The 15,659-nt window shown below is 63.9% G+C and carries 12 protein-coding genes; 5 read left to right on the top strand and 7 right to left on the bottom strand.

Annotated elements, in window-relative coordinates; translation table 11 throughout:
• Positions 1 to 3: 3 nt before the first annotated feature.
• The 7 genes from RM463_RS04065 to RM463_RS04095 all read right to left on the bottom strand — a co-directional run bounded on the left by RM463_RS04065 (position 4) and on the right by RM463_RS04095 (position 9,987).
• A complete protein-coding gene (locus RM463_RS04065; RefSeq protein ID WP_311429083.1) occupies positions 4 to 1,446 on the bottom strand; it encodes an MFS transporter in 1,443 nt (480 codons plus the stop codon).
• A 347-nt stretch (positions 1,447 to 1,793) separates the two neighbouring features.
• Positions 1,794 to 2,081 (bottom strand): cupin domain-containing protein, encoded by a 288-nt coding sequence (locus RM463_RS04070; RefSeq protein WP_311429084.1) that lies wholly within the window; start codon positions 2,079 to 2,081, stop codon positions 1,794 to 1,796.
• A gap of 106 nt (positions 2,082 to 2,187) precedes the next feature.
• Positions 2,188 to 3,117: a helix-turn-helix domain-containing protein gene (locus RM463_RS04075; protein WP_229332971.1), complete on the bottom strand. Its 930-nt coding sequence runs from the start codon at positions 3,115 to 3,117 to the stop codon at positions 2,188 to 2,190.
• A gap of 278 nt (positions 3,118 to 3,395) precedes the next feature.
• Entirely contained in the window at positions 3,396 to 5,363 is a 1,968-nt protein-coding gene (locus tag RM463_RS04080; protein ID WP_311429085.1) for a hydantoinase B/oxoprolinase family protein, read from the bottom strand.
• Between the two features lie 2 nt (positions 5,364 to 5,365).
• Entirely contained in the window at positions 5,366 to 7,411 is a 2,046-nt protein-coding gene (locus RM463_RS04085; protein WP_311429086.1) for a hydantoinase/oxoprolinase family protein, read from the bottom strand.
• A gap of 156 nt (positions 7,412 to 7,567) precedes the next feature.
• Positions 7,568 to 8,920 carry a cytosine permease gene (locus RM463_RS04090; protein WP_311429087.1) on the bottom strand — a complete coding sequence of 451 codons (1,353 nt, stop codon included), beginning with the start codon at positions 8,918 to 8,920 and terminating at the stop codon, positions 7,568 to 7,570.
• Between the two features lie 428 nt (positions 8,921 to 9,348).
• Entirely contained in the window at positions 9,349 to 9,987 is a 639-nt protein-coding gene (locus tag RM463_RS04095) for a class I SAM-dependent methyltransferase (protein ID WP_195688004.1), read from the bottom strand.
• 43 nt (positions 9,988 to 10,030) lie between these two features.
• Here RM463_RS04095 and RM463_RS04100 point away from each other — a divergent pair, with 43 nt between their 5' ends.
• The 5 genes from RM463_RS04100 (at position 10,031) to mdoH (ending at position 15,629) form a co-directional block, all read left to right on the top strand.
• Positions 10,031 to 10,438 carry a VOC family protein gene (locus RM463_RS04100; protein ID WP_132041328.1) on the top strand — a complete coding sequence of 136 codons (408 nt, stop codon included), beginning with the start codon at positions 10,031 to 10,033 and terminating at the stop codon, positions 10,436 to 10,438.
• Positions 10,439 to 10,520: 82 nt separating this feature from the next.
• On the top strand, positions 10,521 to 10,913 hold the full coding sequence (locus tag RM463_RS04105; RefSeq protein WP_311429088.1) for a hypothetical protein: 393 nt from the start codon (positions 10,521 to 10,523) through the stop codon (positions 10,911 to 10,913).
• 3 nt (positions 10,914 to 10,916) lie between these two features.
• A complete protein-coding gene (locus RM463_RS04110; RefSeq protein ID WP_311429089.1) occupies positions 10,917 to 11,858 on the top strand; it encodes a lipid A biosynthesis acyltransferase in 942 nt (313 codons plus the stop codon).
• Between the two features lie 317 nt (positions 11,859 to 12,175).
• Positions 12,176 to 13,729 (top strand): glucan biosynthesis protein, encoded by a 1,554-nt coding sequence (locus RM463_RS04115; protein WP_311429090.1) that lies wholly within the window; start codon positions 12,176 to 12,178, stop codon positions 13,727 to 13,729.
• Positions 13,716 to 15,629 carry a glucans biosynthesis glucosyltransferase MdoH gene (gene mdoH, locus RM463_RS04120; protein ID WP_311429091.1) on the top strand — a complete coding sequence of 638 codons (1,914 nt, stop codon included), beginning with the start codon at positions 13,716 to 13,718 and terminating at the stop codon, positions 15,627 to 15,629. Before RM463_RS04115 ends, mdoH begins: the two co-directional genes overlap by 14 nt.
• Positions 15,630 to 15,659 lie beyond the last annotated feature (30 nt).

Here is a 15,659-nt window from a genome sequence, read left to right on the forward strand (position 1 = left end):
ACCTCAGCCCGGCTCGAGCGCCTCCGACACCGCCAGATAGGCCTCGACCGATTCGATACCCGGCAGCGCATGCTGAACCGGCTCTTCGCTATCGTCTGGTTCGGGGTAGTGAGCGACACAGGTCTCATCCGGCAGCGGCGGCCCCACTAGGGGCTCGGCTACCTCCACATCCGGCACCAGGTCGGTAAGGTCCTCCTTGTATTCATGCTCGGTGGCACCCTTGACCAGATCCTCGGTGATAACCAGCTCGGCGCCGCTCGCCGTCATCGGCGTACCGGCATGGAAGGGCGCCACCGGCATCGGCGCCGGCCGCACACTACGCCGCCAGGCGAAGAACAGCACCAGGCAGATGCCCAGCGCTCCGAAACTCCAGAACAGACCAGCATCGCCCAGCTTCCCCAACACCGGCGAGATCAGCGGCGGGCTGAGCGCCGAGCCGATCGCGTTGATCAGCAACAGGCCCTGGCTCATGCGCACCAGGGCGCCCGCCGGCGCGCGGTCGGCCGCATGGCCCAGCGCGACCGGATAGAACGAGAACACGCCGCCACCGAGCAGGAACAGCAGCCCGGCCAGGCCCCAGCTATTCAGCGGTAACCAGAGCACCGCCGCCGAGATCAACGCGCAGAAGGCGGAGATCAGAATCAGCACCAGCTGACGGTCATGACGGTCGGACCAGCGTCCCACGGGGTATTGCAGCACCATTGCGCCGAGTATCACCACTGCCATCATCTGGCCGACGCGATCGACCGAGAAGCCGGCGCGCTGCAGGTAGAGCGGCAACAGGGCGTAGACCCCTGCCACGATCAACCCGGAACCGAAGCTGCCCATGACACCGGTGGGGGTCAGCATGACCAGGCGAAACGGCGAGAGCGGCTCGGCCTTCTCGATCATGGGCGTGAACTGAGGGATCATCGCCATGGGCAACACCGAAAGCGAGGCCAGCATGCCGATCACCATAAACGACGACGCCCCGCCCATGGCCTCGGTGACACCCAGCAGCAACTGACCGAGCACGCCTGCCGCGTAGAGCGAGATCATGTAGAGGGCGAGCAGCCGGCCACGCACCCGGGCTTCTCCCGAGGCCAGCAGCCAGCTCTCGATCACCAGATAGACCCCCACCGTGGCCCAGCCACCGATCAGGCGCAGGAAAAACCAGGCCCAGGGGGCCTCCACCAGCCCCTGCAGGATCACGGTGACCGCCACCAGCGAGGCGAAGCTGCCGTAGGCGCGGATATGGCCGATGCGCAGCAGCATGCGGTCATTCAACAGGGCTCCAAGCGCCAGGCCCATGAAGTAGGCCGCCGACACCCAGCCGATCACCGCCGCCGATTCACCCGCGGCATCCAGGCGAAGCGTGATCACCGTGGCCAGAAAGCCGTTACCGATACCGAGAATGAAGAGCCCCAACAAGGGAGCGAGGGCCAGAGCCAGCAGTTGCCGCGACATTGATGCATGCCTCGTACGGGAGGGAGTTAGGGGGAGGAGTCGGGTGGTGTTCGAGGCTCATGAGGCCTTGTAGCGGATGTTATATCACGCCCACGACATGCTGAGCGCGCGAATCATACGCCCGGTACGGGGCACTGCCAATGGCTTTGTGACCCTGACCTTGTGGCCCTGACACGCGCTTGCGCCGGGGCTAGTCAGGGCCTGCCGATGCCGGGTGCCACTCGCGCTTATACCACTCGCTCCGGGGCTGCTGCTGAGACCCATCTGGTCGCCGAGTTACACCGCTTCGGCAGGCGGCGTCTCGCCTCCTGCCACTCTGCTTTCTTACTTCCTGCCTTCCTGCCTTCTTACTGCTTGACCTCCACTTCGACGAAGGCAAAAGGCGCCTCGCCCGCGTTGATGACGTTATGCTCCGTGCCCTCGACTCGCCTATAACAAACACCCGCCTCGAGGGTAACCTCGCGCTCCCCCTCGGGCGTTTCCAGCCGCATCCGGCCGTCGGTCAACGGGATGATCACATAATCATGCTCATGGCGATGCCAGCCGGTCTCCGACCCGGGTGGAAAGTCCCAACGGGTCACGATCACCTGACTGTCGTCGATCTGAAGCTGGCTTACGGCCTGGGCTCTCTGCATGGCAGGACTGCCTCCTTTTCTGTTAGCGTTTTCTATTAGCGGTGAACGATTGGCTACCGCAGCTGCTGCGCCTATTGCGTGAATTCAGGAACTACACCGCTGACTTTCACCCCAGGCGATCCCGCAGCTCGCTGGCGGAATAGCCGAACCGCCTGCGAAACGCGCGGCTGAACTGCGCCTGTTCAGAGAATCCCCAGCGGTAGGCCACCTCACCGATATTGACCCCCAGGGGGAGCGACTCGAGCTCGCGATGCGCGGCCTCCAACCGCTGGGCGCGTATCCACTCGGCGACCGTATATCCGGACCCGGCGAAGAGCTTGTGCAGATAGCGCAGGGAGATGCCGCAGAAATGGGCAATACGCGCGGGTGACAGCTCGGGGTCGCCCAGATTGGCCGAGATATAGCGCTCGATCCGCATCAGGTGGGCGGTCTTCAGATGCGACTGGTCGCTGTTCAGCACCCGCTCATCCTGCTCCAGCACCATCGACAGCATGCCCAAGGCCTGTTCGAACAGGCGGCTCTGATCCTCCACGCTGCACTCGTTCACATGCAGTGAGCAGATCTTCAGGAATTCGACGAAGGCACAGCCGATGCCCTCCTGGGCGGAGAAGCAGTGCTGCGAATAGCGTTCCGGGCGCCGAATGCGGGACTTCATCGACTCCTCGGGTACCTTGAAGACCCACATATCATTGGGCGCCGCATAGCCGAACCGATAGGGCGCATCGCCCTGCTCGACGATGAAGTGGCCCGGTGGGCAGTTCAGGTTTCTTCCATGCTGGGAAAAGAACACCCGGGCCCGCAGCGGGATCGTCACCAGAAACGAGGCCTGGCTATCCTCGGCAATCTGCGAGCGCGAGCGGGAATACTCGGCCCTGTCGGAGGTGAGGCGAGACAGGGAGTAGTCGCTACCCGCCGCCTTCCAGACCTTCAGCGACCCCTGGAAGGCATCCTCCTCATGGCCACCGTAGCTCAGGGTCAACGGAAAGTAGGTATCGGAAATGATCTGCGTCCAGCATTCCTGGGAGTTGGAACTCAACCGTGTGTCGGGCCTTGTGCCTCCCTCGGGCCCTGTCGGCCTTGAGGTTCCAGGCAAATCAGTGGTTCCTGGTAAATCAGTGGTTCCCGGTAAATCGGCGGCTCCTGGCAACCCGGCGGATTCTGGCATTGTCGTCGTTGTATTCATGCCGCTCCTCTCTCTGTTCACGCGCCGTGTCTGGGCGTGTCGCAACGAAGGCGAGACTCCGGAGGCCCCGCCCGGACTCATCGGGCCAGGGTCCTACCGAAGTCTCGCCGTTCACCTTCGCGATCGCAATATCACGCCCAGAAACTGGATGAGCGCTTGGCCAGCGAGTCACGATACTGTTGCGTCGACGTCTCCAGCAGCTCGCCGGTGCCCCAGTCCAGCACCACGCCGTAGCGACGTATCACATCCAGGACATTCAGCTCGCCATCTCGATACTGTTTGGCGACGTCCTCTGGGGGGGTCTGCAACCACTCCCGCCGATTCGCCCGGATCCACTCGCGGGCCCTGGCGGTGCGCTCGGTGTCGATCACATAGTCATCGACATCGGGGTCGTTGACCTGGATCACCACGCCATAGTCGCTCTCGGCGCGCTCGACGGATACGTAGCCATCGATCACATCCTCCAGCACCGCTTGTGCATCGCGCTCGAGCGGGTCACCGAAGCCACCGCCACCCGCCGAGGGGCGCGTGAAGGTATCCCCGGAGCGGACCGTCACGTTCGAGAAGGTGGCCCCCAGGTATTTCTCATCCGGCGTTCCCTTGTTGATCCATACCCCGTGCGGCACGGAGGGCAGCCCGCCATTCACCCCCCAGGTCACCGAACGGCCGCGGTCACAGCAGTAGCTCATCACCGTCTTGTCGACCTGGGTCAGCCTGCCTCCCTTCTCGACACCACAGCCCCCGCGGAAGCGGCCCGGCCCGGCCGAGTCCATGCTGATCTCGTGACACATGGTCAGTACGGGGTTCAGCCTCTCCTGCCCTTCCACCGGCTGAACCGCCAGCCCGGTGCCGAACACCGGCGAAGTGGCCGACGAGCCGTCCTTGGTCTGGCGACCGCCCCAGCCGCCGGCCATCCAGTCATACCACATGAAGTAGTCGCCGCTGCCGGTGCGTCCATCATTACCGCCGATCAGCAGGTACTCCAGGTTGAAGGCACAGGCCATGGCACGCTCCGGCATGACCCCGCTCCACAGCTCGAAGATACCGTTCATGACCTTCTCGTAGGGGCCGGAGCAGAAGCCGGTGACCGCATGGGGCCAGCCCGCGTTCACCACGCTGCCCTCTTCACCGATATTGGCCGTCACCGCGCGATAGAAGCCGGAGTTGAGCGGAACATCGGGGAAGAAGGTCTTGGTACCCGCGTAGATGGCGGAGTGGGTCGTGCCATAGCTGGAGTTGAGGAAGGTGGAGACCGCAGGCGCCGAACCCGACAGGTCATAGTGAATGCCGTTGCCATCCAGGGTCAGCTTGATGCGAATCGGCACCATGCCCTCGCCCAGCGCAGGGTCGGCATCGATATAGTCGACCGTCTCCCACTCGCCCCTGGGCATTCCCGCCAGACTCTTGAGCACGACCCGCTCGACATAGTCCTGGGTCTCCTGCATGGCCGCCACCACGGTGGCCTTGGAGTACTTGTCGACCAGACGCAGGACCTCACGCTCACAGACCGCCGTGGCCTCTGCCTGGGCCTGCAGATCCCCCAGGGCCTGGGCCGGGGCACGGGTGTTGGAGACCAGCAACTGGGCGACATCGTGCAGGAATACGCCCTCGCGCCAGACACGCACCGGCGTGATGCGAAGCCCCTCGCTGAAGTGGGTGCTGGCGTTGACATCGAAGGAGCCCGGCACGCTGCCGCCGATATCCGCCCAGTGCCCCTTGTTCTGGGCAAAGCCGATGATCTGCCCTTCGGAAAAGATCGGGCGAATGAAGCTGACATCGTTGAGGTGGGTGCCGCCACGGTAAGGGTCGTTGATGGCGAAGACATCACCGGGGTGAATATCGTCGACAAACTCCTCGAGCACCGCCTTGCACTGGAAGTGCAGGGTGCCGACGTGCACCGCGATGTCGCCGCTGCCCTGCATGACCGTATTGCCCTCGGCATCGCACAGCGCGGAGGAGAAGTCGCGCGAATAGATGACGAACGAGTAGCAGGTACGCAGGATCTGCTCGCTCATCAGGTCGACGCTGGTGGCGAAGGCGTTCTTGAGGACTTCGAAGGTAACCGGATCGAGAGCGTTGTCCTTGTGGGTATGTGCCATGATCATGCCTCCTCTCCCGACTGAATCAGTTGAATGCGAATATTCTTCCACTCATCGATCGATGCCAGCGTATCGGGCGGTACCACGGTGGTGGAGTCCAGCTGGTCGATGATGGCGGGACCGGAGAACTCGAAGCCTACCGGCAGGGTTGTCCGATCGTAGACCGGCGTCCGGTGCCACTGCCCCTCGAAGTAGACCTCGCGGTGTGCATGCGGCGCTGCCTGGGCACCCGGCTGGCGCTCGCTGCGCGGAAACTCCGGCTTAGGGGTCTTGCCCACGGCACGCAGGTGAAGCTGGTAGATCTCGACGGGAAGCGCATTCTGGCGGAAGGAGAACTGCCGCTCATGCTCCTGGTGGAACATCTCGATGGCATCCTCGAGTGACGCATCCCCACTGCCCATCGCCACCTGCAGGGAGCGCCACTGACCCTGATAGCGCATGGAGATGCCACGCTGCAGGACCACATCGGCATCGGCGACGCCCTCGTGGCGCAGCCTGTCCACCGCCTCATCCTCCAGCGACCGGAACTGGCGCTCGAGGTCTTCCAGGTCGGCACTCTCCGCCGCCGCGGTGTACATCATCGAGAGGTCGTGCTGGATATCCACCAGCAGGCACCCCATCGCCGAGGTCACCCCGGGATTGGGGGGCACGATCACCGCCGGGATGCCCAGCTCCTTGGCCACCTCGGCACCGTGCAGGGCACCGGCACCACCGAAGGCGATCAGGGCGAAGTCACGCGGGTCCAGGCCACGGCGGATCGATACCAGCCGCACCGCATCGGCCATGTTGGCATTCGCCACCTGGATGACCGCCTGTGCCGCCTCGGCCGTGTCCAGCGACAGCGGCTGGCCGACACGCTCCTCGATGACCTGGGTCGCCCTGTCCCGATTCAGCTCGAGTGCGCCGCCGGCAAGCACGGTGCCCAGACGGTTCAGCGCCAAGTTGGCATCGGTATTGGTCGGCTCCGTGCCCCCACGCTCATAGCAGGCCGGACCCGGGTCGGCCCCGGCAGACTGCGGGCCATTGCGCAGGGCCCCGGCGATGTCGATATGCGCCAGCGAGCCCCCGCCGGCACCGACGGTCAGTACCTCGATGCTCGGAAACACGATGGGGTGCCCATACTCCACTCCCCACTGCTTGGTCACGCGCAGCTCACCATCATGGATCAGCGAGATATCGGTGGAGGTGCCCCCCATATCCAGCCCGACGGCATTCTGATACCCGCACTGCTCGGCGATATGCTTGGCGGCGATCGCCCCCGCGGCGATACCGGAGGCCGCCAGACGCACCGGGAAGTGCTTCGCCATGGCCGGCGTCATCGAACCACCACCGGAGTGCAGCAGCAGCAGGTCGTTATCGTAGCCACCCGCGCTCAACTCATCGTCGAGCTGCTTGACGTAGTCCGACACCAGCGGACCCAGCACCGTATTCGCCACCGCGGTATTGAAGCGGTCATGCTCGAATATCTCGGGCAGGATATCCGATGACGTCGAGACGCTCGCCTCGGGAATCTCCTCCTTGAGGATCTCCCGCATGCGCTTCTCGTTCCCGGCGTTGGCATAGGAGTTGATGAAGCACACCGCTACCGTGGTGGCACCACGCCGCTTGAGCTTGCGAGCCAGGATGCGGGCCTCCTCCTCATCCAGCGGGGTCACGACCTCACCGGCGTAGTCGACGCGCTCGGTCACCTCGAAACGATCGCGACGGCGGATGTAGGGCCCACTCACATCCTCGTAGGCATCCCACAGATTGTCCTTGGTGCCGTCGCGAATCTCGATCACATCGCGAAAGCCCTTGGTGGTGACCAGTGCGGCCTTGGGGAAGCGACGGGTGATCAGCGCATTGGTGGCAACGGTGGTGCCGTGGAAGAACAGATCCACGTCCGACAGATCGATCTCGCCACGCCGCACTCCGTCGATCACGGCCTGCTTGGGGTTGCTTGGCGTGGAAGGAACCTTGGTGACGCGGAACGCCTGAGTCTCTTCATTATAAATACATACGTCGGTAAAGGTTCCGCCGGCATCGACGGCGACTCTTAACTTGGACATAGTGATTCCTCTCTTGTTGTATCGGCTGTCTTTTATCAGCTTTAGTTTCTGCAACTTCAGTTGCTGCAACTACTGTTAGTTATGGTTGTTTATCTATCTTTCCATCGCGGCAAAACAGTGACTATCGTGAATCGAGTTGCACGATCGGTTCGGTAGCTACTTGAGACTGGCCACGTACCACTCCGCCTTGGCGAAACGCAGGCCCATTGAGTAGGTCATGTAGGCACACAGGAAGGTGGCCGGCGCGGAGAACCCGGAGACCGAAGGAAGTTGCATGATCACGATGCCGACCAGCGCGGCTCCGCACCAGGCCATCAGCCCACAGGGGTTGAAGGCAGGGATATAGGCATTATCCAGTTCCACATGGCCATTGAAGCGGTCCTGATAGGTGCGGGACAGAATGTGCGCCAGAGCGACTCCCACCCAGGCGACCACGAAGACTCCTTGATAGGCCAGAGCCTGAAGAATGTAGGAGAAGACATCCGCCATCATCAGCACATAGGCGATCACGCCTATCATGCAGCCCGCCAGCACCTTGGACAGGCGAATTCCCGTCACCTTGCGTACAAAGGATTCGAAATTGACGGTCGCGAGATAGAAGTTGGCCGTATTGATACGGCTCTGGGTCACCCAGACCAGCAGCAGCCCCCCGACTCCCATCAGCTCCAGCAGGCCCAGCACGATGGAGGCCTCGGAGAGCCCATCCGTGGGGATCATTGAATCGAGAAGGATGCCGACAACACCGCTGAACAGGAAGGTCATGGCATAGAAGGGGATACCGAAGGTGATACGGGCATGAAACCCCGAGTCCTTCTTCCGCCCAAAACGCGCATAGTCGAAGGTGAACATCATCAGCACCCAGACGCCCATGTAGTAGGCAAAGGTATGCAGCCAACCCCAGGGAGAAGCTCCGCCCTCCGGTACACGGGTCAACCAGCCCGACGGATAACCGAACTCCGCCACGGCCATGCCAACCGCAACCAGCATGCCGAGCACATAGACTGGCAGCAGCACGCCATTGAACTTGTCCAGCCAGTGTTGCACGCTACCGAATATCAAGGCGACGCCGAATATCACCACGATCGCCGTGGCCAACGGCATGGAGAGGCTTCCACTCCACTCCGACAGCACCAGAGCCATGACATAACCTTCGAAAACCGCGTAGTAGAGGGCGGTGGCAAAGAAGATCAGCGTGGCGACAACGGCACCGAAATGGCCAAAAAGCACCTTCGAGAAAAGCGCAACGGTCAACCCCGTCTTCATGGAGTAACGGCTGATGATCCCATTGATCAGACCATAGGCAATCACCGTCAAGACAATGCCCAGCAAGGCGTTGGCTGTGCCATAAGTGCGCGCCATGGCAGCTGCCACCACCATATAGAAGATCGCGCTACATACCGCCCACCAGGCCATCATCAGATTGACACGCGGCATCCTGCCCTCTTCCGGCACGGGGCGTTCGGAAAAGTCGAGGTCTTTAGCCTCACTATTGGCGGCTTCTTTTTTCATTGCTTTCTCCGTTGTTATTGTATGCCTTTCTTTATGCATATTTATATTGCATAAGGCTCACATAAGGAGCGGCTAATGGAATACCGAGCAAGGTCATGTCGAGTGTGCAGTTGTTATTCTGTAACTGCCTTCGCGTTCACGTCGCTGACCGGTACCCACACACCTTAGGCAGAAAGCCATGGGAAGCGTTTGTCTCAGGGTGCACTGTCGATTGGCATGGCGTGCACTTCGGCCACCCATGCCATAAAGGGGGCGGCCACAATGACAAGCGAAAATTACCGAGGGGTTCACTACGAATACGCTAATGATTAATCAGCGAATAAAAACCGACGCGACTGACATTATCCCCGGAACCCTTCAGCCTGGGCCAGGTGTGATACGCCGTTGCGCGACTTCACCGGTGCGCGACTTAATAGCGAAGGCGAACGTCAGCGACGCTGCAGCAACACCACATCGGCGGCGGGAAACTCGACGTTCAGTTCGAGCTCGTCGGCCAGCCAGCGAAAGGTGGCCTCGCTGAAGAAACTTACATGGGTGGGGTCGAGGATATAGTGCCAACACGTGAAGGCGGCATGGTCGGTGACCCGCTTGGTCATCAGCCCGAGCCAGCCACCGGGCCGTAAACGCTCCACCAACCGCGCAAGCTCTTTGCCGGGTGAGAACAGGTGCTCGGCCACCTCGGTGGCGGTAATGAAATCGTAGGTGTGCTCGAGCACCGACGGGTCGTGCGCATAGAAGGGGTCATAGATCGCCATGGGATGTCCGGCCTCCTCGAACATCACCGATAGCGTCGGTCCCGGCCCGGCACCGAAGTCGAGCCCACGAGCTCCCGGTTCGAGCCTGGCATGCAGGGGCTCGAACAGCCGCGCCAGGAAGCGCCGATAACCGGGGTCATCCGGCGAGTTCTGGTGCTGGTCGTATACCGCCCTCTCCTCCTCGGGGGCAAGCCGAAAGGCCGGTGGCACGAAGACCAGGGTGCAGCGCTCACAGCGGTGGTAGTCGCGCCGCGCATCGCGGTGATAGAAGGCGGTATCCGCGGATGCGCATAGCGGGCAGGTCGGCATCATCGTATCCTCTGGGGCAACACCCCTATTCTCCAAGGAGAGACGAATGCTGTCAGGTCTGGACCATCTGGTCATCACCGTGACCGATATTTCCCGTGCGGTCGACTTCTACTCCCGGGTGCTGGGGCTGGAGGTGCGCTACCGCGACCGCGAACGCGTCGACCTGATCCTCGGCGACATGGCGCTGCGCCTGCACTGGACGGCCACCGATATCGAGCCCCGCGCCGGCACCCCCACGCCCGGCAGCCTGGATCTCTGCCTGCGCAGCCTGCTGCCGCTGGACGAGGTCGCCCGCCACCTGCAGGCACTCGACGTGGAGATCGAGCTGGGGCCGGTACAGCGTCAGGGCGCCACCGGCCAGATCGAGTCGCTCTACCTGCGCGACCCGGACGGCAACCTGCTGGAGATCAGCCGCCCGCTGCGCAGCACTCCAGAAACCGACGACGCACCCTGATCCCCGACGGTGGCATTGCCGCCCTCGCCGGGTATCATGTGCGACACCGATTTCCATAAAGAACCAGGACGTTAGCCCCGCCATGAGCGACAACCCGCAGCGTGAAAACCCGCACAGTGAGAACATCGTCATCGAGAGTCCCGAGCCGGTCGACACGACGCTCCCCATGGTCATCTATGCCCTCTATCTGGCGAGCATCATCACCGGCGGCCTGACCGCCCTGGTCGGCGTGGTGATTGCCTATGTCTATCGCGGCAAGGGCCCCGAGTGGCTCGAGCGTCACTACCGCTATCAGATCCGCACCTTCTGGATCGGTCTGCTCTACTTCTGCCTGGCCGGCGTACTGATGTTCGTGCTGATCGGCTTCGTCCTCTGGCTGGTGGCCGTGGTGTGGCTGGTGATTCGCTGCGTCAAGGGCTTCAAGGGGCTCCAGGAGAAGCGCTCTCCCGACAATGTGGACACCTGGCTGGTGTAACCCATGGCCAAGGCTCCTTCTCGTACAAGCACCCTTGTCAGCACTCTCCAGGCCCGCGCTATCGAGAGATTGTGGCGAACGCTCGCCGGTCGGCGCCTGACCACGCTATGGCGGCTCGCGCGCCTGGTCGGCCCGCTGGTGCATCGCTTCAGCCGCCGCGAGCGTGACGTCACCGAGGCCAACCTGGCCCAGGTCTATCCAGAGAGTCGCCCCGCCGAGCTGCGCCGCCTCGCCCGCGAGAGCCTGGTCCACTCCTCCGCCACCATGCTCGAGATCGGCTTCGCCTGGATGGGCAGGCCAGAGCGCATCGAGACCTCCCTGCTGGCCATTCACGGTCGTGAGCTGCTCGACGAGGCGCGTGCCGAGGGGCGCGGGGTCATCGTGCTGGCCCCTCACTTCGGCAACTGGGAGGTGCTCAACTTCTGGCTCTCCAGCCACTTCCCCTTCACCGCCATGTACGAGCCGCCCAAGCTCGGCGAGCTCGACGCCGTGACCCGGGCCGGGCGCGAGCGCATGGGGGCAAGCCTGGTGCCAACCAACCCGCGTGGCGTGGCGGCTCTGCTCAAGGCACTGAAGCGCAGCGAGGCGATCGGCATCCTGCCCGACCAGGAACCGAGCTGGGGCAGCGGCGTCTTCGCCCCCTTCTTCGATCGGCTGGCCTATACCGCCACCCTGCTCCCCAAGCTCGTCGCCCGCACCGAGGCCCGTGTGGTCACCGGGGTGGCACGCCGTATCCCCGGGCGGGGCTTCGAGATCCACTTCCTCGCGGCCGATGAGCGTGTCTACTCACCCGATGAGGTCGAGTCCGCCACCGGGGTCAACGCCTGCGTCGAAGCTACCATCGCCCTGGACCCGGCCCAGTACCAGTGGGAGTACAAGCGCTACCGCAAGGTGATCCAGGAGCAGGAGGGGCATCACGAGCACCGGCGCTTTCGGATCTACTAACACGGCTACCGCGGCTGCCGGTTGAGTGGCAGCACGCCTGGACGCTGGTTCACGGCCGGGTCGAGGTCACCCGGTTGCGCCTGTACGGCAACGCTGCCGCGCGTGACGTGACCCTGGCGGCCGAACGCGCCACCCTGCTCCCCAGGTGATTGCCCCCATACGGGGAACGATCTCGGCACGACACTGACCAACACTCCAGCATCCGCTATCCTGAATCCAGATAGCGGCACCTCAAAGAATAATAACGATATACAACATGGCCCCCCCGGACCGGCTTGCGCAGGGATTGCCGGCGGGATCCCGAGGAGAGTCACCGCATGACATCGCTGATCCGCTTCCTGGCACTCTCGCTGGGCGCGGCACTGGCCATGGAAGCCAACGCCACGCCCGAGACCGAGGAGGCACTGTTCGACACGATCACCGCCCGCGCCGAGCGCCTGGCCGAGTCCCCTTACCGCGCGCTCGCCAACGAACAACCGGCGGCCCTGGCCGAACTCGACTACGACGCCTATCGCCAAATCCGATTCCGCCCCGAGCGATCCCTGTGGCATGACAGCGAGGGGCTGTTCGAGGTGCAGCTGTTTCATCCGGGGTTCCTCTACGACCACCCGGTCGCTCTTAACCTGGTCGCGCCGGACGGCGAGGTGCACCATCTACCCTTCGACGCGTCTCGCTTCCGCTACGAGGACGACGCGGCCCACCTGGCGGAGCTGGAGTTCGACGACCTGGGCTATGCCGGTTTCAGGCTCCACTATCCGCTGAACAGCGGTAACTACCGCGATGAATTCATGGTGTTTCTTGGCGCCTCCTACTTCCGGATGGTCGGCAGGAAGCAGGGCTACGGACTCTCGAGTCGCGGCCTGGCCATCGATACGGCCTCACCGCAGGGCGAAGAATTTCCCGCCTTCCGCGAGTTCTGGCTGGTCGAGCCCGGCCCCGAGGCCACGCGCATGACCGTGTATGCCCTGCTCGACAGCCCCTCCATCACCGGTGCTTACCGCTTCGATATCGCCCCCGGGAGCCAGACCGTCGTCGATACCGAGGCGCGGCTGTTCGCCCGGGAAGACATTGCCAAGCTAGGCGTGGCCCCGCTGACGAGCATGTTCATGCACGGCGATATCGCCGCTTATCCGTCCGACGACTATCGGTTGCGGGTCCACGATTCCAGCGGCCTGGCCCTGCAGACCGGCAGTGGAGAGCGCATCTGGCGTCCACTGAGCAACCCGGAGACGCTGCATCTGTCGAGCTTTCAGGACAGCGCGCCGCAGGGCTTCGGCCTGGTTCAGCGACCACGCCACTTCGACGCCTACCTGGACGCCGAAGCCCGCTACGAGGCGCGTCCCGGCGAGTGGGTGACGCCCCTCGGCGATTGGGGAAAGGGACACGTCGAGCTGGTCGAGATTCCATCGGACAGCGAGACCAATGACAACATCACCGCCTACTGGGTCCCCGAGCGCCCCCTCGAGGCCGGCCAGTCGCGTACCTTCCGCTATCGGCTACGCACCCTTGGTGTCACACCGCCGCACCAGCAGCTCGCCCACGTGATTCGCACCCGCCAGGGATGGGGCGCCATCCCGGGACAGAGTGACCCGCCTCCGGTCAGCCGACGCCATTTCATCGTCGACTTCCAGGGCCCTACCCTCCAGGGGCTCGATGATGACCAGCCAGTGGCGGTGCGACTGACGACCTCCAGCGGCGACATCCTCGAGCCGCGCGTCCAGCGTCTCCCGGATGGCGAGACCTGGCGCGCCGCCTTCCGCCTTGCCCCGGAAGGCGATGCCCCGGCCGATATGCGCCTGGCGCTGACCCTGCACGGCGAACCGCTGACCGAGACCTGGAGCTATGTCTGGTATCCCGATGAACGTCGCTGAGCCCGAGATCGCCAGGGTCCATGTCCCCTGGCGTCGCACCCGCCGGCTGGTCTTCGCCCTGCTGGTCGCCGTCACGACGGGCCTAGGCATGTGGACGATGTTCCGCATTCTCCACGTCGGGGGCCTGACCCCCTTGGAGTTCGCCATCCTGACGCTGTTCAGCATCACCTTCGGCTGGATCGCCATCGCCTTCTGGAGCGGCATAATCGGCTTCACGCTGACCCTCGCCGGCCGCGACCCCTTGAGTCTGGCCCGAGTGTCGTCGCCACGACGGCCCAGCGATGTCCACTCACGCACTGCCCTGGTGATGCCGATCCACAACGAGGATGTCGAGCGGGTCGCTGCCGGCCTCGAGGCGACCTGCCGCGACCTGTCGCCGATCCCCCTCGAGCACCACATCGAGGCCTTCGTGCTCAGCGACAGTACCGACGCGACCATCGTGATGCATGAAAAGGCCGTCATGGCGGCCCTGCAGGAGCGGCTGGCCGACCACTGCCGGCTCCACTACCGGCATCGCGACAGCAACGCCGGGCGCAAGGCCGGCAACCTCGGGGACTTCTGCCGGCGTTGGGGGCGATACTACGACTTCATGCTGGTACTCGACGCCGACAGCGTGATGAGCGGCGATACCGTGCTCGAGCTGATCGCTCAGATGGAGGCCAATCCGCGCCTCGGCCTGCTGCAGACGGTGCCGATCCCGGTCCGCCAGGATAGCCTGTTCGGCCGCGCCAACCAATTCGCCGCAGCGGTCTATTCGCCGATGCTCGCCACCGGGCTGAGCTTCTGGCAGTCCGACGCCGCCAACTACTTCGGCCACAATGCCATCCTGCGCGTCGAGGCCTTCACCCGACATGCGGGCCTGCCCGAGCTGCCCGGCCGGCCGCCCCTCGGCGGCGACATCCTCAGCCACGACTTCGTCGAGGCAGCCTTGCTGCGCCGCGCAGGCTGGGAGGTGCGCATGCGCACCGACCTCGGCGGCAGCTTCGAGGAGATGCCGAGCCAGATCCTCGACTACGCCAAGCGCGATCGTCGCTGGGTCCAAGGCAACTTGCAGCACCTGCGCCTATTGGGGGGACGCGGCCTGCACATGCTCAGCCGCGTGCATTTTCTGTGTGGCGCCCTGGCCTATCTCTCCTCGCTGATCTGGCTGGCGATCCTGGTGGTGAGCACCATCGACGCCTTGATGCGTGCGCTGATCGAGCCCAACTTCTTCACCTCCAATGCCCAACTCTTCCCCGACTGGCCGATCGCCCCGCCCAACCTGATCATGCCACTGCTCGTCGGCACCCTGGCGATGCTGCTGATGCCCAAGGTGCTGGGCGTCTGCCTGGCCCTGAGACGGAGCCCGGCCCAGTACGGCGGGCGCGCCCGACTGGTGGCCAGCGCCCTGCTGGAGGCCATATTCGCGATGTTGATCGCGCCGCTGATGATGCTCTTCCACAGCCGCTTCGTGATCGAGGTGCTCAGCGGGCGTACCGTGACCTGGGATCCTCAATCCCGGGAGGGGCGCGCCCTGCCCTGGCGCGAAGCCCTGCGCCATACCTGGCCGGGCACCCTGGTCGGCGCCCTCTGGGCCGGCATTACCTGGTGGGTCACGCCGACCTTCTTCTGGTGGCTAACCCCGGTCTGGCTCGGCCTGCTGCTGGCCGCCCCGCTGGTGCGATGGAGCAGCAGCCTGTCCCTCGGCCGGGGGCTACGCCGACGGGGCCTGCTGCTGGTGCCCAGCGAGACCTCCCCGCCCCCCGTGCTATGCGAGTCTCCCCCGCCGCTGAAGATATTCCGTGGTGGCGAACCCTCGTCACCGCCGAGAGAGCGTCACTGCGATATGCCAACCCAGTCTTTCATTCACTACAGGGCCGAGCCGCCGACCACCGGGAAGCGGCTTACCCTGGATGAGTGAGGCCAGAGATGTTCGTCAACTACCAACCTG

The sequence above is a fragment of the Halomonas sp. LES1 genome, assembly GCF_031846005.1.
GTDB lineage: Bacteria > Pseudomonadota > Gammaproteobacteria > Pseudomonadales > Halomonadaceae > Halomonas.

Coding starts and splice junctions, on each gene's coding strand:
- RM463_RS04080 (WP_311429085.1), bottom strand. CDS start 5,363: ATGGCACATACCCACAAGGACAACGCTCTCGATCCGGTTACCTTCGAA.
- RM463_RS04085 (WP_311429086.1), bottom strand. CDS start 7,411: ATGTCCAAGTTAAGAGTCGCCGTCGATGCCGGCGGAACCTTTACCGAC.
- RM463_RS04115 (WP_311429090.1), top strand. CDS start 12,176: ATGACATCGCTGATCCGCTTCCTGGCACTCTCGCTGGGCGCGGCACTG.
- RM463_RS04110 (WP_311429089.1), top strand. CDS start 10,917: ATGGCCAAGGCTCCTTCTCGTACAAGCACCCTTGTCAGCACTCTCCAG.
- RM463_RS04105 (WP_311429088.1), top strand. CDS start 10,521: ATGAGCGACAACCCGCAGCGTGAAAACCCGCACAGTGAGAACATCGTC.
- RM463_RS04095 (WP_195688004.1), bottom strand. CDS start 9,987: ATGATGCCGACCTGCCCGCTATGCGCATCCGCGGATACCGCCTTCTAT.
- RM463_RS04090 (WP_311429087.1), bottom strand. CDS start 8,920: ATGAAAAAAGAAGCCGCCAATAGTGAGGCTAAAGACCTCGACTTTTCC.
- mdoH (WP_311429091.1), top strand. CDS start 13,716: ATGAACGTCGCTGAGCCCGAGATCGCCAGGGTCCATGTCCCCTGGCGT.
- RM463_RS04100 (WP_132041328.1), top strand. CDS start 10,031: ATGCTGTCAGGTCTGGACCATCTGGTCATCACCGTGACCGATATTTCC.
- RM463_RS04070 (WP_311429084.1), bottom strand. CDS start 2,081: ATGCAGAGAGCCCAGGCCGTAAGCCAGCTTCAGATCGACGACAGTCAG.
- RM463_RS04065 (WP_311429083.1), bottom strand. CDS start 1,446: ATGTCGCGGCAACTGCTGGCTCTGGCCCTCGCTCCCTTGTTGGGGCTC.